General features: G+C 66.3%; 21 protein-coding genes. 5 read left to right on the plus strand and 16 right to left on the minus strand.

Annotated features, from left to right (window positions below; all coding sequences use genetic code 11):
• Positions 1–5: 5 nt before the first annotated feature.
• The 14 genes from nuoI to ELY12_RS01520 all read right to left on the minus strand — a co-directional run bounded on the left by nuoI (position 6) and on the right by ELY12_RS01520 (position 11,783).
• Positions 6–491, minus strand: a complete 486-nt coding sequence (gene nuoI, locus ELY12_RS01460; RefSeq protein ID WP_126174927.1) for an NADH-quinone oxidoreductase subunit NuoI — start codon at positions 489–491, stop codon at positions 6–8.
• Positions 488–1,531 carry an NADH-quinone oxidoreductase subunit NuoH gene (gene nuoH, locus ELY12_RS01465; RefSeq protein WP_126174928.1) on the minus strand — a complete coding sequence of 348 codons (1,044 nt, stop codon included), beginning with the start codon at positions 1,529–1,531 and terminating at the stop codon, positions 488–490. Before nuoH ends, nuoI begins: the two co-directional genes overlap by 4 nt.
• The gene (gene nuoG / locus ELY12_RS01470) at positions 1,528–3,519 is read right to left on the minus strand and encodes an NADH-quinone oxidoreductase subunit NuoG (protein WP_126174929.1); all 1,992 of its coding nucleotides are present in this window, start codon (positions 3,517–3,519) and stop codon (positions 1,528–1,530) included. Before nuoG ends, nuoH begins: the two co-directional genes overlap by 4 nt.
• The gene (locus ELY12_RS01475; protein ID WP_126174930.1) at positions 3,519–4,208 is read right to left on the minus strand and encodes a hypothetical protein; all 690 of its coding nucleotides are present in this window, start codon (positions 4,206–4,208) and stop codon (positions 3,519–3,521) included. Before ELY12_RS01475 ends, nuoG begins: the two co-directional genes overlap by 1 nt.
• Complete coding sequence (nuoF, locus tag ELY12_RS01480; RefSeq protein ID WP_126174931.1) at positions 4,205–5,494, minus strand: NADH-quinone oxidoreductase subunit NuoF; 1,290 nt, start codon at positions 5,492–5,494, stop codon at positions 4,205–4,207. Before nuoF ends, ELY12_RS01475 begins: the two co-directional genes overlap by 4 nt.
• Positions 5,494–5,634, minus strand: coding sequence for a hypothetical protein (locus ELY12_RS14205; protein ID WP_164549371.1), 141 nt, complete (start codon positions 5,632–5,634; stop codon positions 5,494–5,496). The genes nuoF and ELY12_RS14205 overlap by 1 nt, the downstream gene beginning before the upstream one ends.
• Positions 5,631–5,822, minus strand: a complete 192-nt coding sequence (locus tag ELY12_RS01485) for a hypothetical protein (RefSeq protein WP_126174932.1) — start codon at positions 5,820–5,822, stop codon at positions 5,631–5,633. The genes ELY12_RS14205 and ELY12_RS01485 overlap by 4 nt, the downstream gene beginning before the upstream one ends.
• A complete protein-coding gene (gene nuoE / locus ELY12_RS01490) occupies positions 5,822–6,490 on the minus strand; it encodes an NADH-quinone oxidoreductase subunit NuoE (protein WP_126174933.1) in 669 nt (222 codons plus the stop codon). Before nuoE ends, ELY12_RS01485 begins: the two co-directional genes overlap by 1 nt.
• Entirely contained in the window at positions 6,490–7,701 is a 1,212-nt protein-coding gene (locus ELY12_RS01495) for an NADH-quinone oxidoreductase subunit D (RefSeq protein ID WP_126174934.1), read from the minus strand. Before ELY12_RS01495 ends, nuoE begins: the two co-directional genes overlap by 1 nt.
• Positions 7,698–8,201, minus strand: coding sequence for a hypothetical protein (locus tag ELY12_RS01500; protein ID WP_126174935.1), 504 nt, complete (start codon positions 8,199–8,201; stop codon positions 7,698–7,700). Before ELY12_RS01500 ends, ELY12_RS01495 begins: the two co-directional genes overlap by 4 nt.
• Positions 8,198–9,121 carry an NADH-quinone oxidoreductase subunit C gene (locus tag ELY12_RS01505; protein ID WP_126174936.1) on the minus strand — a complete coding sequence of 308 codons (924 nt, stop codon included), beginning with the start codon at positions 9,119–9,121 and terminating at the stop codon, positions 8,198–8,200. The genes ELY12_RS01500 and ELY12_RS01505 overlap by 4 nt, the downstream gene beginning before the upstream one ends.
• A 3-nt stretch (positions 9,122–9,124) precedes the next feature.
• Positions 9,125–9,706, minus strand: a complete 582-nt coding sequence (locus ELY12_RS01510; RefSeq protein ID WP_420907042.1) for a NuoB/complex I 20 kDa subunit family protein — start codon at positions 9,704–9,706, stop codon at positions 9,125–9,127.
• 14 nt (positions 9,707–9,720) lie between these two features.
• Complete coding sequence (locus ELY12_RS01515) at positions 9,721–10,095, minus strand: NADH-quinone oxidoreductase subunit A (RefSeq protein WP_126174937.1); 375 nt, start codon at positions 10,093–10,095, stop codon at positions 9,721–9,723.
• Positions 10,096–10,352: 257 nt separating this feature from the next.
• Positions 10,353–11,783 carry a coniferyl aldehyde dehydrogenase gene (locus tag ELY12_RS01520; RefSeq protein WP_126174938.1) on the minus strand — a complete coding sequence of 477 codons (1,431 nt, stop codon included), beginning with the start codon at positions 11,781–11,783 and terminating at the stop codon, positions 10,353–10,355.
• 365 nt (positions 11,784–12,148) lie between these two features.
• Here ELY12_RS01520 and ELY12_RS01525 point away from each other — a divergent pair, with 365 nt between their 5' ends.
• Together ELY12_RS01525 and ELY12_RS01530 are read left to right on the plus strand one after the other, a co-directional pair.
• Positions 12,149–13,345 carry an acetyl-CoA C-acyltransferase gene (locus ELY12_RS01525; RefSeq protein ID WP_126174939.1) on the plus strand — a complete coding sequence of 399 codons (1,197 nt, stop codon included), beginning with the start codon at positions 12,149–12,151 and terminating at the stop codon, positions 13,343–13,345.
• 67 nt (positions 13,346–13,412) lie between these two features.
• Positions 13,413–13,835: a hypothetical protein gene (locus ELY12_RS01530; RefSeq protein ID WP_126174940.1), complete on the plus strand. Its 423-nt coding sequence runs from the start codon at positions 13,413–13,415 to the stop codon at positions 13,833–13,835.
• 33 nt (positions 13,836–13,868) lie between these two features.
• Here the strand turns inward: ELY12_RS01530 and ELY12_RS01535 are convergent, their stop codons facing one another.
• Positions 13,869–14,327: an SH3 domain-containing protein gene (locus ELY12_RS01535; RefSeq protein ID WP_126174941.1), complete on the minus strand. Its 459-nt coding sequence runs from the start codon at positions 14,325–14,327 to the stop codon at positions 13,869–13,871.
• Positions 14,328–14,412: 85 nt separating this feature from the next.
• Between ELY12_RS01535 and ELY12_RS01540 the strand changes: the two genes are divergently transcribed.
• Genes ELY12_RS01540 through ELY12_RS01550 form a run of 3 tightly spaced genes read left to right on the plus strand, consistent with a single transcriptional unit; the run spans position 14,413 to position 16,421 of the window.
• The gene (locus ELY12_RS01540) at positions 14,413–15,420 is read left to right on the plus strand and encodes a 2-hydroxyacid dehydrogenase (RefSeq protein ID WP_126174942.1); all 1,008 of its coding nucleotides are present in this window, start codon (positions 14,413–14,415) and stop codon (positions 15,418–15,420) included.
• A gap of 26 nt (positions 15,421–15,446) precedes the next feature.
• Positions 15,447–15,938 carry a YkgJ family cysteine cluster protein gene (locus tag ELY12_RS01545; protein ID WP_164549372.1) on the plus strand — a complete coding sequence of 164 codons (492 nt, stop codon included), beginning with the start codon at positions 15,447–15,449 and terminating at the stop codon, positions 15,936–15,938.
• Positions 15,939–15,992: 54 nt separating this feature from the next.
• Complete coding sequence (locus ELY12_RS01550) at positions 15,993–16,421, plus strand: DUF4440 domain-containing protein (protein WP_126174944.1); 429 nt, start codon at positions 15,993–15,995, stop codon at positions 16,419–16,421.
• Between the two features lie 9 nt (positions 16,422–16,430).
• On the opposite strand, the gene ELY12_RS01555 is transcribed toward ELY12_RS01550, so the two are convergent.
• Complete coding sequence (locus ELY12_RS01555; RefSeq protein ID WP_126174945.1) at positions 16,431–17,837, minus strand: NAD(P)H-dependent flavin oxidoreductase; 1,407 nt, start codon at positions 17,835–17,837, stop codon at positions 16,431–16,433.
• Positions 17,838–17,845 lie beyond the last annotated feature (8 nt).

A 17,845-nucleotide genomic window follows, 5' to 3' on the forward strand; every position in this document is an offset into this window, starting at 1 on the left:
GGCCCCTAACGGTAGGGCGCATCGGCTTCAAGGTTCGCGGCCAGCGCCCGCTCCCACTTGTCCCCGTTGGCCAGCAGTTTAGCCTTGTCGTAGAGCAGCTCTTCGCGCGTTTCGGTCGCGTATTCGAAGTTCGGCCCCTCGACGATCGCATCGACCGGGCAGGCTTCCTGGCAGAAGCCGCAGAAGATGCACTTGGTCATGTCGATGTCATAGCGCGTGGTGCGGCGGCTGCCGTCCTCGCGCGGTTCGCTCTCGATGGTGATCGCCTGCGCCGGGCACACCGCCTCGCACAGCTTGCACGCGATGCAACGCTCCTCGCCGTTGGGATAGCGGCGCAGCGCATGCTCGCCGCGGAAGCGCGGGCTCAGCGGGTTCTTCTCGAACGGGTAGTTGATCGTCGCCTTGGGCTTGAAGAAGTACTTCAGCGTGAGGGCGTGCGCCTTCACGAACTCCCACAGGGTGAACGACTTGATGAGGTGAGCGATGCTCATCCGTACCTCGTGAACATCAGCCAGCCCGAAACGAGCACCACGAACAGGAGCGACAGCGGCAGGAACACCTTCCAGCCGAGCCGCATCAGCTGGTCGTAGCGGTACCGCGGCACGGTCGCCTTCACCCAGCTGAAGATGAAGAAGAAGAATAGAATCTTGAGGCAGAGCCAGACGAAGCCTGGAATCCAGTAGAGGAACTCGATCTCGAGCGGCGGCAGCCACCCGCCCCAGAACAGCGTCGCATTGAGCGCGCACATCAGGAGGACGTTGGCGTACTCGCCGAGCCAGTAGAGCGCGAAGCTCATGCTCGAATATTCGGTCTGGTAGCCGGCAACGAGCTCGCTTTCCGCCTCGGTCAGGTCGAACGGCGCGCGCGCGGTTTCGGCCATGCTGCTGATCAGGAACATGACCCACATCGGGAACAGCAGCAGGTTGAACCAGAACCCGTTGACAATGCCGAGGCCTGCACCCCGCTGCGCCTCGACGATCGCGTTGAGATTGAAGCTGCCCGCCCACAGCACGACGCAGATCAGGATGAAGCCGATCGAGACTTCGTAGCTGATCATCTGCGCCGCGGCGCGCATCGCGGAGAAGAACGGGTACTTCGAGTTACTCGCCCAGCCCGCGATCACCACTCCGTAAACGCCGAGCGAGCTGATCGCGAGGACGTAGAGCAGGCCGACGTTGATGTCCGCCAGCACCGCGCCCGAATTGAACGGGATCACCGCCCACGCCATCAGCGCGACGGTGAAGGTGATGATCGGCGCGATCAGGAACAGGCCCTTGTTCGCGGCCGAGGGGATGATGGTCTCCTGCAGGAACACCTTCAGCCCATCGGCGAAGCTCTGCAGCAGGCCGAACGGCCCGACCACGTTGGGCCCGCGCCGCAGCGCCATCGCCGCCCAGATCTTGCGGTCGGCATAGATGATCATCGCGACGGCCAGCATCAGCGGCAGCGCGATGAGCAGGATGCCCGCGATGGTCGCGACGAACCACGCCCAGTCGTAGGTCATGCCCCAGTTAACGAAGGTCTGCGTCATTCCGCCGCCTCCGCGAGGTCTTCGCCGTGGAGCAGTTCGGCCGAGCAGCGCTGCATCACCACGCTGGCGCGGGCGATCGGATTGGTGAGATAGAAGTCCTGGATCGGGTAGCGGATCGCGCCCTTGGCTTTGGTCTTTCCGGCCTTGGGCAGTTTGCCATAGCTCGCCAGCCCCTCGACCCCCAGCGCCGGGACTTCCGAGATCATCTTCGCCTGCAGTTCGGCGAGGCTGTCGAACCCGACTCTCACCCCGAATGCATCGGCCAGAGCGCGCAGGATCGTCCAGTCCTCGCGCGCATCGCCGGGGGCGAACACGGCCTTTTCGGCGAACTGCACCCGGCCCTCGGTGTTGACGTAGGTGCCGTCCTTCTCGCTGTAGGCGGCCGCCGGCAGGATGATGTCGGCCGCATGCGCGCCCTTGTCGCCGTGGTGGCCGATATAAACCTTGAGGCTGCCGGCGAACTGCGACCAGTCGACCTCATCCGCGCCGAGCGCGAGCACGACCTTGGGCTCGGCGCGCGCGATGTCGGCGATGCCGCCCTTTTGCGCAAAGCCGAGCATCAGCCCGCCCATCCGGCTCGCTGCCATGTGGAGCACGTTGAACCCGTTCCACCCGTCGCGCTGAACGTCGAGCGCGAGAGCTGCGTCGAGCACACCGGCCGCCAGCCCTGCCCCGCCCACGATCACCGCCGGCCGTTCGGCTTTGGCGAGCGCTTCGGTCACATGGCCCGGCAGCTCGTGCACCACCGCGGCATCGTCGCCGAGGAACTCGGCCGGGAAAGTCGTCTCCCAGTGCGGCCCGACCACGAACACCTTGGCGCCGCGCTTGACCGCCTTGCGCAGCCGCACGTTGACCAGCGGCGCTTCCCAGCGAACGTGACTACCGACGATCAGGATCGCATCGGCGGTCTCGATCCCCGCGAGGGTCGAGTTGAAATTCACCGCCGCGAGGTTGCCGGTCGGGTAGCTCATCCCGGTCTGCCGGCCTTCGAGCAGGGTCGAGCCCATCGCGCCCAGCAGCGTCTTGGCCGCGAACATCGTCTCGCAATCGACCACATCGCCCGCGATCGCGGCGATGCTGGCCCCGGGCTTGGCGCGCTTGATCGCGGCGAAGGCGTCGAGCCAAGTCGCCGCCTGCAGCTTGCCTCCCTTCCTGATCCACACCTTGTCGAGCCGCCGGCGGGTCAGCCCGTCGACCATGTAGCGGCCCTTGTCGCTCAGCCACTCCTCGTTCACGTCGTCGTTGATCCGCGGAAGCGCGCGCAGTACTTCGCGCCCGCGGCTGTCGAGGCGGATATTGGCCCCGACGGCGTCGGAAACGTCGATCGACAGTGTCTTCTTGAGTTCCCACGGCCGCGCCTCGAACGCGTAGGGCCGCGAGGTCAGCGCGCCGACCGGGCACAGGTCGATCACGTTCGCCGACAGCTCGTGCGCAGCGGCCTTTTCCAGATAGGTCGTGATCTGCATCGACTCGCCGCGATAGAGCGCGCCGATCTCGTCCACCCCGGCGATCTCTTCCGAGAATCGCACGCAGCGGGTGCAGTGGATGCAGCGGGTCATGACCGTCTTGATCAGCGGTCCCATGTACTTCTCGGTCACCGCGCGCTTGTTCTCGTAATAGCGCGTGCCGCCGCGGCCGTAGGCGACCGACTGGTCCTGCAGGTCGCACTCGCCGCCCTGATCGCAGATCGGGCAGTCGAGCGGGTGATTGATGAGGAGGAACTCCATCACCCCCTCGCGCGCCAGCTTGACCATCTGGCTGTCGGTGCGGATTTCCTGCCCCTCGGCGGCCGGCAGCGCGCAGCTCGCCTGCGGCTTGGGCGGTCCGGGCTTCACCTCGACCAGGCACATCCGGCAGTTGCCAGCAATGCTCAGCCGCTCGTGGTAACAGAAGCGCGGGATCTCCTTGCCGGCAAGCTCGCACGCTTGCAGCACGGTCGCCCCATCCGGGACCTCGATCTGCTCGCCGTCAATGGTAACTTTGGGCATCAGGAAGTGGTCCCTGCAGAACGGATCGAGCGGAAGGCGGCAGTGGCGAGCATCGCACGCAGGCCAGCAGGGCTGACCGAAAGCGGCTTGTTAGCCTGCGCTGCCTGCGCGCATAGACCCATCGGCGTAGCGAGTGCGTCGATCGCGGCGGCTTCCTCGGCGCTGTCTCGCTTGGTTTCGAACAAAGTGGCGACGTCGCCCGGGACCGACCTTACGACGCAAATCGCCACCTTGTCGGTGAACGAGAACCCCTTGGTCGCCGGGCTAGCGGCGGCGCGCGCCAGGGCGGTGCCGATGGGGATGCCGTCGCTCTCGAGCAGCGCTTCGGCCATCTCGCCGGCGAACAGCAATCCGCCGGCGCGCAACGTGCCGCGGAAGCCGATGCATGCTCGGACTTCTTCAGAGAGCATCTTGAGCGCGCGGTCGTAGGTGGGCGAGGTAAAGTCCATTTTCAAAACACGGGTCGCCTCGCCCACGTTCTTGCGCGCGAGGCAGCCGGCCCAATCCTCGAGAGCGACCCGCGAAAGCTTGTCGGTCCGCGCGGCCCCGCGATCGCGCTCCGCACGCTCGAGCATCTTGTCGAGCTTCGCATCTTCTTCCGCCGGATGCGCCTTGGGATCCGGCTCTTCCTGCGCCGCGAGAGGCCCAGCGGCCAGGGTCGCCGCCGCGAGAGCTGCGAGCCACCTCATTCCGCCGCCTCCGCCAGGTTGCCGGCCTCGGCGATGCGCCGTTCGAGTTCGGGCCGGAAGTGCTTGATCAGGCCCTGGATGGGCCAGGCCGCCGCATCGCCGAGCGCGCAGATGGTGTGCCCTTCGACCTGCTTGGTGACCTGCTGCAGCATGTCGATCTCATCGATGTGCGCGTCGCCGGTGCGCAGGCGCTCCATCACGCGCCACATCCACCCGGTGCCTTCGCGGCAGGGGGTGCACTGGCCGCAGCTCTCGTGCTTGTAGAAATAGCTGATGCGGCTGATCGCGCGGACCACGTCGGTCGACTTGTCCATCACGATCACGCCCGCGGTGCCGAGGCCGGAGCCGAGCTCCTTGAGCCCGTCGAAATCCATCGGGCAGTCCCAGATCTGCTCCGCCGGGACCAGGGGGACCGAGGAGCCACCGGGAATCACCGCCAGCAGGTTGTCCTTGCCGCCGCGGATGCCGCCGCAGTGCTTCTCGATCAGCTCGCTGAACGGGATGCTCATCGCCTCTTCGACGACGCACGGCCGGTTCACGTGTCCGCTGATCTGGAACAGCTTGGTGCCCTTGTTGTTCTCGCGCCCGAAGCTCGCGAACCACGAAGCGCCGCGCCGCAGGATCGTCGGCACGACCGCGATGCTCTCAACGTTGTTGACCGTGGTCGGGCAGCCGTAGAGCCCCGCGCCGGCGGGGAACGGCGGCTTGAGGCGCGGTTGGCCCTTCTTGCCTTCGAGGCTCTCGATCATCGCGGTCTCTTCGCCGCAGATGTACGCGCCCGCGCCGCGGTGGACGAAGACGTCGAAGTCGTAGCCTGAGCCGGCCGCGTTCTTGCCCAGCAGGCCCGCGTCATAGGCCTCGGCGACCGCCTTGAAGAGCGTCTCAGCCTCGCGGATGAATTCGCCGCGGATGTAGATGTAGGCCGCCCGCGCGCGCATCGCGAAGCCGGCGACCAGTGCGCCTTCGACCAGCTTGTGCGGATCGTGGCGGATGATCTCGCGGTCCTTGCAGGAACCGGGTTCGGATTCGTCGGCGTTGATGACCAGGAAGCTCGGCCGGCCGTCCTTCGATTCCTTGGGCATGAAGGACCACTTCATGCCGGTGGGGAAGCCCGCCCCGCCGCGCCCGCGCAGGCCGGAGTCCTTAATCTCCTGGATGATCGAGTCCTGCCCGCGAGCGATGAGCGCCTTGGTATCGTCCCAGTCGCCGCGCTCCTGCGCTGCCTTCAGGCCCCAGTCCTGGAAGCCGTAGACGTTGGTGAAGATGCGATCCTTATCGGCCAGCATCAGCCCATGCCCCCCTGGGTCAGGAAATAGATCGCCGCGACCAGGATCAGCGCGATCAGGCCGAACTTGATCACGCCCTTCACCACCTTGAAGGCGATGAACATCAGGACGAGCGCAATGACGATAGTGAGGACGCTCATTGCCCCCGCTCCTGCCCGGCGTCATCGGCTTTTTTCGCGGCAGCCGACAGGGCGGCGAACGTCGCGACCTGCGACATTGCGATCGCGAACATCGCCGCGGCGAGCGCGATGTTGCCGCTCACGAAGAAGTAAACGGCCATCGCCAGCAGCAGCACGGCGAGCGGGACGAGAAGCTTGCGCACGTCCATCACCATTCGCCCCGGTAGTCGTGGTTCTCGGTCATCATCGCGGCGAGGTTGGTCGGTTCGCCGACCGGCTCGACGGTGTGCCGCGCCGGGTCCTGCGTGCCTTCCTTGGGGAAGCGGCCCGCGGCCAGCTCGTCGAGCACGTGGTCGAGCCGCTCCGGCGTCAGGTCCTCGTAGTTCGCGTCGTTGATCTGGACCATCGGCGCGCTGGCGCAGTTGCCCATGCATTCCACCTCGGTCAGCGTCCACAGGCCGTCGTCGGTGGTGTGGCCCTTGGCCATGCCGCGCTTCTTGCACGCCGCGAGGAGATCGTCGGAGCCGCGCAGCATGCACGGCGTGGTGCCGCACACCTGCACGTGGAAACGGCCTACCGGAGCGATATTGTACATCGTGTAGAACGTCGCGACCTCGAGCACGCGGATCACCGGCATGTCGAGCTCGCGCGCGACGAACTCGATCACCGGGATCGGCAGCCAGCCTTGCGTATTGGTCTCCGCGCCGACCTGGTACTGCGCCAGGAACAGGAGCGGCATCACCGCCGAACGCTGCCGCCCTTCCGGATATCGCGCGACGATCTTCTTCGCCTCCTCGGCATTGGCGGGAGTCCACGCGAAGCTGCCCCAGCGCTCGCGCAGTTCGAGGGTGTCGGGATGAGGGGCGCGGTCAGCCATTATCGGTCGCACTCCCCGAACACCACGTCGATCGCACCGAGGATGGCGGTCGCGTCGGGCAGCATGTGGCCCTTGGACATGAAGTCCATCGCCTGCAGGTGACTGAACGCGGTCGGGCGGATCTTGCAGCGGTAAGGCTTGTTGCTGCCGTCCGACACCAGGTACACGCCGAACTCGCCCTTGGGGCTTTCGGTGGCGACGTAGACCTCGCCCGCGGGCACGTGGAAGCCCTCCGTGTAGAGCTTGAAGTGGTGGATAAGCGCTTCCATCGACTGCTTCATCTCGCCGCGCTTCGGCGGGACGACCTTGCGGTCGGTGCTCGAGACCGGGCCTTCGGGCATTTCGGCGAGGCACTGCTTCATGATGCGCGCGGACTGGCGCACTTCCTCGACCCGGACCATGAACCGGTCGTAGCAGTCGCTCGCGGTGCCGACGGGGATTTCGAAGTCCATCCGGTCGTACACGTCGTAGGGTTGGCTCTTGCGCAGGTCCCACGGGATTCCGGCGGCCCGGATCATCGGGCCGGAGAAGCCCCACGCGATCGCGTCCGCCTTGCTCACCACCGCGATATCGACGTTGCGCTGCTTGAAGATGCGGTTGTCGATGACGAGGCTCATCGCGTCCTCGAACAGTCGCGGCAGGCGGGTGTCGAGCCAATCCGCGATGTCGGTCAGCAGCTTGAGCGGCACGTCCTGGTGCACGCCGCCGGGGCGGTACCACGCCGCGTGCATGCGCGCGCCGCTCGCCCGTTCGAAGAAGTTGAGGCAATCCTCGCGGATCTCGAACAGCCACAGGTTCGGCGTCATCGCGCCGACGTCCATCACGTGGCTGCCGAGGTTGAGCATGTGGTTGCAGATGCGGGTCAGCTCGGCGAACAGCACCCGCAGGTATTGCGCGCGCACCGGCACCTCGAGATTGAGCAGCTTCTCGATCGCGAGGACATAGCTGTGCTCCATGCACAGCGGGCTGCAGTAGTCGAGCCGGTCGAAATACGGCAGCGCCTGCAGGTAGGTCTTGTGCTCGATCAGCTTCTCGGTGCCGCGGTGGAGCAGGCCGACGTGCGGATCGATCCGCTCGATAATCTCGCCGTCGAGCTCCATCACCATGCGCAGCACGCCGTGCGCCGCGGGGTGCTGGGGCCCAAAGTTGATCGTGTAGTTGGTGATGACCTCGTCGCCGGTGGTGGGCGACTGTTCCAGCTGCATGCTCATGCCGCGCAGCTCCAGGTTCCGGGGGTGAAGATCGTGTCGCCTTGCGGGCCCGAGACCTTGAGGCCGGCCACGCCGCGCTCATTGCCCGCCGCGCGTGAGACGCTGACGGTGTAGCCCGCGCCGGCGAGCGTGACGCCGCCGTCGGCTGCTTCCGAGCCCGGAAGGATGATCTGCTGCCCCTCGATGACGAGCAGCCCCTCGATATCGCCGCCCGCCTTCACCGGCGGCCGGACGACCAGGATCTGGCGGCCCTGATAGGCGAACGTGCACCCGCCCTTGTACTGGCCGAGCGCCTTGGGCGCCTCTGCAGTCAGTGCGGCGAGCTTGGCGCTGCCGGTGGGGGCAACGATCGGCTGCGCGTTCACCTCGGCCACAGCGGGCGATGCGGTCGCGAAGCCGGCGCGCTGGGCGTAGTCGGCGGCGCTATCGCCCTCGGACTCCTTGGAGCCCGAGCACGCCGCCAGCAGCGACATCGCGAGGATGGGAAGCAGCGCCCTCATGCCTCACCCTTCGGCTTGCGCACGCGCTTTGGCTTGGGCTCGGTGGCGCCCTTGGTGTCCTTGGCGGTCGTCTTGCGCGGCTTCCTCGCCGGACGGCTTTCGGCCGGCTCGGGTGCGCCGGGCTCGGCCTTGGCGGTGGTGACGGGAGCGGGATCGCCCTGCCCTTGTCCCGAGACGGTGCCACCAGTCGAGGCAGGCGCGACCTTGTCGTCGGCCTTGCTGTCGGTCGGTTCGCCCGCGCCACTCTGGCCCTTCTTCTCGGTGGTCTTCGGCTCGGCGACGGGCGGCGGAGGCGGCGCGGCGGCCGCTTTCTCATCGCCCGGCAGCACGTAATCGGCGCCTTCCCACGGGCTCATGAAATCGAACTGGCGCAGATCCTGCGGCAGCTCGACGGGCTCATACACCACGCGCTTCTCGTCTTCGGAATAGCGCAGCTCGGTATAGCCGGTGAGAGGGAAGTCCTTGCGCTGCGGGTGACCCTCGAATCCGTAGTCGGTGAGGATACGGCGCAAGTCCGTGTTGCCGGCGAACAGCACGCCGTACATGTCGAACACCTCGCGCTCGAGCCACCCGGCGTTGGGCCACAGCCTGGTCGCGGTCGGCACCGGCGTGTTTTCGGCCGCGGTGCATTTGACGAGGATGCGGTGGTTCTTCGTCAGGCTGAGCAGCATGTAGACGACTTCGAACCGCTCGGGCCGGCTCGGGTAGTCGACCCCGGCCATTTCCATCAGCTGCTGGTAGTCGTGCTCGTCACGCAGCAGGCGAAGCGCGTCCTCGATGCTGTCGCGCGCGACGGTGAGCACGATCTCACCGTGCTCCTCCTTGGCGGACAGCAGCATCGAGCCGAGCGCGCTCGACAGCGCGTCCTGCACGCCCTCGTTCGAGGCGATCCTCGGCGCGGGATGGAAAACGGTGGCCATGCTCTAGCGCTCGACCGTGCCCGAACGGCGGATCTTCCGCTGGAGCTGCATCACGCCGTAGAGCAGCGCCTCGGCGGTCGGCGGGCAGCCCGGCACGTAGATATCGACCGGCACGATCCGGTCGCACCCGCGCACGACGCTGTAGCTGTAGTGGTAGTAACCGCCGCCGTTGGCGCACGATCCCATGGAGATGACGTACTTCGGGTCCGACATCTGGTCGTAGACCTTGCGCAGCGCCGGGGCCATCTTGTTGCACAGCGTGCCGGCGACGATCATCACGTCCGACTGGCGCGGGGATGCCCGCGGCGCGACGCCGAAGCGCTCCATGTCGTAGCGCGGCATGTTCACGTGGATCATCTCGACCGCACAGCACGCGAGGCCAAAGGTCATCCACCACAGCGAACCGGTGCGCGCCCACTGGAACAGCTCCTCGGTCGAAGTGACGAGGAAGCCCTTGTTGTCGAGCTCGGTCGAAAGGCCGTTGAAGAAGCTCTGGTCTGGGGCCTTGCCCTCGGGATGCAGCACCCAGTTCTCGCCCGGCCCGCTGACGGTCGAGGCGGCGGGATTGGCAAGCTCGTGGCTCAGAGAAGGCTGGCGGTTCACTCCCATTCCAGCGCTCCCTTCTTCCACGCGTAGGCAAGGCCGATGGCAAGTTCGCCCAGGAACACCATCATGGTGATCCAGCCCGGCCAGCCGGTCATGTCGAGGCTGACCGCCCACGGAAACAGGAACGCCGCTTCCAGATCGAAGATGATGAACAGGATCGCGACGAGGTAGAAACGCACGTCGAACTGGCTGCGCGGATCCTCAAACGCGGGGAACCCGCATTCGTATTCGCTGAGCTTTTCCGCATCGGGGTTGTGCGTGCCGGTCAGGCGCGAAACGCCCATCGGCAGGAACACGAACAGCGACGACAGCGCGAGCGCGATGCCGAGGAAGATCAGGATCGGCAGATATTGCGACAGGTCGACCAAGAGGGCTGACTCGATTGATTACGGGTTCGTGCGCGCCTCTAGGCCGGGGCCTAGCCGGGTGCAAGGGCGCGTCAGTTGCAAACTTCAGAACCGGCGTTGCGATGGGCGGATTGAGGTCGAAATCAACAGCTTCGTCACCCCGGACTTGATCCGGGGTGGTGCTGCCATTCAGGGGCGCGCTTCAAGACAAGCACTGGCCCGGATCAAGTCCGGGCCGACGGGGACGAGGAGCGCAAGGCTGGTCTTTAGCGCCGCGCCTACTTCATCATGCCCTTGATCGCCTTCGCGGTCGCGGCGCCGTAGGGCGGCTTGAACCCGCCGAGCTTGGCGATATCGATTTTCGGCTGGGTATAGACGCTGCGCGCGTGGCTGAATTCGCGGAAGCCCTCGATCCCGTGGTAGCTGCCCATCCCCGACGGCCCGACGCCGCCGAACGGCAGGTCTTCCATCGAGACGTGGAACACCACGTCGTTGACCGTCACGCCGCCTGAGATGGTCTTGGTCAGCACCTTCTCGCGCTCGCCGGAGTCCTCGCCGAAGTAGTAGAGGCCGAGCGGGCGGTCGTGCGCGTTCACGTATTCGATCGCCTCGTCGATTGCCTTGTAGGTCTTCACCGGCAGCACCGGCCCGAAAATCTCCTCCTGCATCGCCGCCATGTCGTCGGTCACGTTGCGCAGGATGGTGAGCGGCATCTTGCGCGCGTTGGAGGAGCCGAAATCCTCCTCGCCCGGATTCACCTCGATCACCTCGGCGCCCTTCTCGCGCGCGTCGCTGACCAGGCCCTTGAGCCGGTCGAAGTGCCGGTCGGACACGACGCTGGCGTAGTCCTCGTTGTCGAGCAGCTTGGGGTACATCTCGTGCACCCCGAGCTGGACAGCGGCGACCGCACCTTCTTCGTCCTCTTCCGGCACGTAAAGGTAATCGGGCGCGAGGCAGATCTGGCCGGCGTTCATCATCTTGCCCAGCGCGATACGCTCTCCCGCCTTTTTGAGATCGGCGTTCTTGCCGAGGAACACCGGCGACTTGCCGCCGAGCTCGAGCGTCACCGGGACGAGGTTCTTGGCCGCCGCCTCCATCACCTTGCGGCCCGTTGCGGTCGATCCGGTGAAGACCAGATGATCGAACGGCAGCTCACTGAACGCGTGCGCGACCTCAGGCCCGCCGTTGACCACCGCGCATTCCGCTTCGTCGAAGCGTTTGGCGACCAGTTCGGCCATCAGCTCGCTGGTGCGCTCGGTGAACTCGCTCGGCTTGATCATCGCCCGGTTGCCGGCCGCGAACACCTGCATCAGCGGGCCGAAGCTGAGGTTCACCGGGAAGTTCCACGGCGCGAGGATGCCGATCACGCCCTTGGGCTCGTAGCGCAGCTCCGCCTTCGCGCCGAGCAAGCCGAGCGGGAACTGGACCTTGCGCTTCTCTGACTTCGACCACTGGCCGAGGTGCTTGAGGCAGTAGCGCCCGAACCCGACCGTGCCGGCGATGTCGGTGATCATCGACTGATGCGGGCTGCGGTTGCCGAAGTCGGCGCTCATCGCGCGGCACAGTTCCTCGCCGTGCTCCTTGAGTAGCGCCATCGCGCGCTCGATCCGGTCGCGGCGCACGTCGAGCGGTTCGGGCCGCGCGGCGGTGAACGCGGCGCGTTGCTTTTCGAGCAGCGCGGTCAGCTCGGCTTTGCGGTTGTCGGCCATCAGGTCTCTCCGTCTCGATTTGCCACCGATGTTCGGCGATAGCTGCGCGCTTGGCAAGTGAGCGCTGTCCTACAGGCATCCGAATGTGCCATGCCGCGTTGCGATGTACGAAAGCCCAAGCCATTTCAGCGCCTTGCAAGGCGACATTGTGACCGCGCAAGGCGACGCCGTCCGTGCGCAAAGCGACGTGCGTGAGCCACAAGGCGACGCGAATCCGCCTAAGGCGACAAACTTTCGCCAGGACAGTGTGACAAGTGTGACAAGCCCGGGATGACGCGCCAGCAGTCGAACTTGCAGGGCGTGCGATTGCCAATGCCGCAGTGCAGCATTAAGTCGCCGGAAAGCTCATACGAAAGGCCGCAGCCATGACCACCTTCTCCGCCGCCGACCCCGTCGTCATCCTCTCCTACGCGCGCACCCCGATGGGCGGGATGCAGGGCGTGCTCTCGGATGTTTCGGCGACCGATCTGGGCGCCACCGCGGTGAAGGCGGCGGTCGAGCGCGCGGGCGTTGCGGGTGAGGATATCGAGCGGATCTACATGGGCTGCGTGCTTCCGGCCGGGCTCGGCCAGGCCCCTGCCCGCCAGGCGGCGCTCAAGGCCGGGCTCCCCAAGTCAGTGCAGGCGACCACCGTCAACAAGGTCTGCGGCAGCGGCATGCAGACGGTGATCATGGCGAGCGAGGCGATCGCCGCGGGCTCGATGGATGTCGCCATCGCCGGCGGCATGGAGAGCATGACCAACGCGCCGTACCTCCTCAAGAAGCACCGTTCGGGCGCGCGGATCGGGCATGACACCGCTTACGATCACATGTTCCTCGACGGGCTAGAGGACGCGTACGAAGCGGGCCGCGCAATGGGCACTTTCGCGCAGGATACCGCCGACGAGTACCAGCTCACCCGCGAGGCGCAGGACGATTACTCGGTCGAGTCGCTGCGCCGCGCGAACGAGGCGATCACCGGCGGCGCCTTCGCCGACGAGGTCGTCCCGGTGACGATCTCGGGCCGCAAGGGCGACGTGACCGTCGACACCGACGAGCAGCCGCCCAAGGGCAACCCCGACAAGATCCGCAGCCTGCGCGCCGCGTTCGCCAAGGAAGGCACCATCACCGCTGCCTCGTCGAGCTCGATCAGTGATGGCGCCGCCGCGGTGGTTCTGGCGCGCGAGAGCGTGGCGAAGGACAAGGGCCTCGCCCCGGTCGCCCGCATCGTCGCGATGGCCGCGCACGCGCATGAGCCGAAGGACTTCACCACCGCTCCCGTCGGCGCGATCGAGAAAGTGCTGGCCAAGGCCGGCTGGAGCAAGGCCGACGTCGACCTGTTCGAGATCAACGAGGCGTTCGCCTGCGTCGCGATGTTCGCGATTCAGGACCTCGGGCTCGATCACGCCAAGGTCAACGTCAACGGCGGCGCGACCGCGCTCGGCCACCCGATCGGCGCCAGCGGCACGCGGATCATCGTAACGCTGCTCAATGCGCTCAAGCAGAAGGGTCTGAAGCGCGGTGTCGCCTCGCTGTGCATTGGCGGCGGAGAAGCCACGGCGGTCGCGGTGGAGCTGGTCTGATCGCTTTCGTTTCGCCACGGCTTCCGGTATCACGCGCGCGGGTCGCCCTTTGAGGGGGAGACCTGACATGCGCACATTGATTTTCGCCGCCGCCGCGACCCTGGCGCTTTCGGCGTGCAACCAGAAGACCGACGAAGCACCCGCCGCTACCGACACGCCGATGGCCGATGCCACGCCGATGGCCGCCGACACCGGCACGGCGCCAGGCACCTACACCGTCAAGGACGCCAGCGGCAAAGAGATGGGCACGACCACGATCAACGCCGACGGCACCTATGTCGACACCGACAAGGACGGCAAGCAGATGAAGGGGACCTTCGCCCGCAAGGACGGCAAGGACTGCTTCACGCCCGAGGGCGGCAAGCCCGAAGAGTGCTGGACGACCACCGCTCCCGGCGCGGATGGGTCGTTCACGGCCACCTCCGCCGACGGCAAGCAGGTGCTCACGATCACTCCGGCGACAGCGGCGCCCGCGCCGGCTGCAACCTGATCGATGATGGGGAGCGGGCGGCGCGTCCGCTCCCTACAACTCCGCCGAGCCCCACAGCCGCTCGGCACGCATATACCCTCGGCGGCCGCCGACATCGAAGTCGCACCAACCAGCTTCGCAGTCGTCGATCCGCCCGACCACGCCCGGCTCTGCATTCCATCGGAGCTTGGAGTTGTCCGACGGCTTCTCCCGGATCGCGGCGAGACCCTGCCCGATCACGATCCCGCCGCGCTCCTTGCTCAGCAGGTTCGCAGTTACCCAGCCCTCGTCGCCCGCCGGATCGCGGACGAGCCGCCAGCCCTCGTGCACCCGAACGACCTTCAACGGCAGTCCGGCACGATGATAGACCCAGCGTACCGGATAGTCCCGGCCCGGCCCCGCTCGCAAATTGAGAACCTCCGCCTTGATCGAGGCCCAGTACGGCACCTCGCGTTCCTGCGCGGCAAGCGGCGCGGCGACGAGGACAAGGGCGGCAAGAACGATACGGCGCATGCGAGTTGCGATAGCCCGAGCACCGGGTCCGCTTCAAGCGAGCGCTTGACCATCGCGGCCCCAAACCACTAGCCCCTGTCCACCGATGACTGATCGCCCCGCCCCGCGCCGGACCACCAAGCCCAAGGTCATGGTGACCCGGCACCTACTGCCGTCGATCGAGTGGCGGCTCGGAGAGCTGTTCGACGCGAGCTTCAACACCGAGGACATCCCGCTGACCCGCGACCAACTGGCCGCCGGGATGCACGAAGCCGATGTGCTGGTGCCCACGGTCACCGATCGCATAGATGCAGCGCTGATCGAGCAAGCCGGCCCGCAGCTCGGCTTGATCGCCAGCTTCGGCGCGGGCGTCGATCACATCGACCTCGCGGCCGCCCGCGCTCGCAAGATCATCGTCACCAACACTCCGGGCGTCTTCACCGAAGACACCGCCGACCTCACGATGGCGCTCATCATCGGCGTGCCCCGCCGCCTGCGCGAAGGGACCTCGCTCATCCGCCGCAACGAGTGGACCGGCTGGGCGCCGCTCAGCCTGCTCGGGCGCAAGCTCGGCGGCAAGGTGCTCGGCATCGTCGGCATGGGCCGGATCGGGCAGGCGGTAGCCTGGCGCGCCCGGGCGTTCGGGCTGACGATCCGCTATCACAATCGTCATCGCCTCCCGTCGTCGGTCGAGAGCATGTTCGGCGCCGAGTATGTCGACGATCTCGATACACTGCTGAGCGCATCCGACATCGTGACCCTGCACTGTCCATCGAGCGAGACGACCCGCGGCATGCTGAATGCCGCACGGATCGCCGCGATGAAGCCGGGCGCGACGATCGTGAACACCGCCCGCGCCGATCTGATCGACTACAACGCGATGATCGACGCGCTCGAGAACGGCCACCTCGGCGGCGCCGGCCTGGATGTCTACCCCGGCGAACCCGAGGTCGATCCACGGCTGGTCGCGCTTCCCAACGTCATCGCGCAACCGCACATCGGCAGCGCCACCATCGAAGGCCGCGAGGCAGCGGGTGAGAAGGTGATCGCCAACATCCGCTTCTGGGCCGACGGCCACCGGCCACCCGACATGGTGCTGGAAGGCCTCGTCTGAGCGACCCCGATGCGAGCGCCGGCGAGGTGAAGGCCGATCCTGCGAGCGCGCTGTGCCTGTCCTGCGGCCTGTGCTGCGATGGTGGGCTGTTCGTTTGGGTCTCGCTGAACGACAGCGACCGGGAGCGTCTTCGATCGAACGGACTGTACGCTCCCGAGCGGCTGCCACATCCTTGTCCGAACTACAGCACGCCGGCGTGCACCATCTACGCGATCAGGCCCCGGCAGTGCCGCGAATACCGATGCGAGGTCTTGAAGGCGCTCGGCGATGGCGAACTCGACGAAAAAGTCGCGCACGGCCTGGTCGCCGAAGCACTGACCATGCGAGCCCGCGTGACCACGCTGCTACCCGAAGGAACCTCGTTCGCCGGCTTCGCCGAGGATTTGAAGACCGGCGCGCCCGAAAGCCGTTCACCCGCTCGACTGCCGGCACTCGCCCGGTTTCTCGCCTATCGCATGTTTGTCGAGCGTCATTTCCTCAGCCCCGATTCCCACTGGCTCTCACGGGAAAAAGCATAGCGCCGCCGACGGTATCTTTGCAGCCGCAGACCTGTCCTGTAGTGGCCGCAAATCATGGACCATTTCGCCGCCAAGATCGAAACGCTCGAGCATCAGTCGATGCGCTCGTGGATGCAACGCGACCGCAACGCGATGAAAGCACTCGCCTCGCGCGATTTCATTTTCCTGCTCGGGTCGACCAAGCCGGCGATCCTCGACCGGGCGAGTTGGCTGGAGGCGGCGACCACCCGCTTCCGCCTGACGTCTTATCGCTTCGGCGAGGTCTACGTGCGGCGGCACGGTTCAGCGGCGGTGTTCGCCGCGCCGATTACGCTCGAAGCGTCGCTCGGGGAGGACGACTGGTCGGGCACGGCGTGGCTGACCGACCTATGGGGCCGCTCCGCGGTCCGCCGCAAATGGCGGCTGATCGAACGCGTGCTCTCACGCCCCGACACCAACGAGAACGCCCCGCCCGCGATCCGCTCGATGCAGCTCTGGCGCTAGGTCGCCGGCTCAGTCGCCGGTCAAGATTCGGTCGACCAGTTCCTTCACCGTCGGGGTGAAGTTGTTCGAGTAGAACGGGTCCTGCTTGAAACGGTAGGCTGCGTGCCCCGCGAACATCAGATTGTCGGCGACCGGCTGGCCATGCGCGATGTCCTGCAGGGTTTTCTGGATGCAGAAGCTGCGCGGGTCGGCGAGGCGGCCGGTCGTGTAGTCGTCGTGATCCTTCCAGCTCGAAAACTGGCAATGGGACAGGCAACCCATGCAGTCCTTCTGGTCCTGGCGGATGATGTCGCGGCTCGTCGGAGTCACGTAGACGATGGTGTCGTCTGGCGTCTTGAGCGCCTCGGTATAACCTTGCGCGAACCACGCACAGGCGCGTTCGTAGTCCTTCGGTGCTACCCAGAAGTTCTTGCCGCGCACGCCGACATCGAGCTGCCGGGTGTGCTCGCCGGCGGCCACTTTGCTGAACGGGATTTGCCGTTCGGAGCGGTGAATGAGGTCCCACAGGAAATCGTTCTTCACCGCCGAGCTGTAGAAGCCAGTGGGTGAGAACTTGTGCAGCAGCACGTCGCCGTCGTCGAGCTCGCGCAGCGCGTCCTTCCAATCCTGCGGGATCGGGCTTTCGACGGTCAGCAGCGGACGGGTGCCGAACTGGAACACGATCTTGCCGAGCTCGGGATTGTCGATCCAGTCGTTCCATTCGCGCAGGAACCACACGCCGCCGGCCATGACGATCGCGGTGTCCTCGGACACGCCTTCGGCGCGCATGGTCTCGCGCAGCGCCTTGACCCGCGGATAGGGATCTTCGGGCTTCAGCGGGTCTTCAGCGTTCGAGAGGCCGTTGTGCCCGCCAGCAAGCCAGGGATCCTCATAGACCACCGCGGCCATCAGGTCTGCGACCTTGCTGTAGCTGCGCTTCCACAACGCGCGAAATGCGCGCGCGGAGCTGATGATCGGCAGATAGTGAACGTTGAAGCGCTGGGCGATCTCGGCCAGCTTGTAGGGCATTCCCGCCCCGCAGGTCACCCCGGTGACCATGCCGCGGGTCCGTTCCAGCACGCCTTCTAGAACCTGCTGCGCGCCGCCCATTTCCCACAGCACATTGATGTTGATCGCGCCCTTGCCACTGGCGACATCGTAAGCGCGCTTCACCTGCTCGACCGCGCCGTCGATGGCGTAGCGGATCAGCTGCTCGTGCCGTTCCTTGCGGGTTAGCGCGTCGTAGACCTGCGGGATGATCTTGCCTTCGGCGTCGTAGCTGTCGGCGTTGACCGCGCTGACCGTGCCGATGCCGCCCGCGGCCGCCCACGCGCCCGAACTCATATGATTGGTCGCCGAGACGCCCTTGCCGCCTTCGACCAGCGGCCAGACTTCGCGTCCGCCGTAGAGTATCGGCTGCAATCCCTTGAACGCCATCGAGCTTA

The sequence above is a fragment of the Tsuneonella rigui genome (genome assembly GCF_003958625.1).
In the GTDB taxonomy this organism is placed as follows: domain Bacteria; phylum Pseudomonadota; class Alphaproteobacteria; order Sphingomonadales; family Sphingomonadaceae; genus Tsuneonella; species Tsuneonella rigui.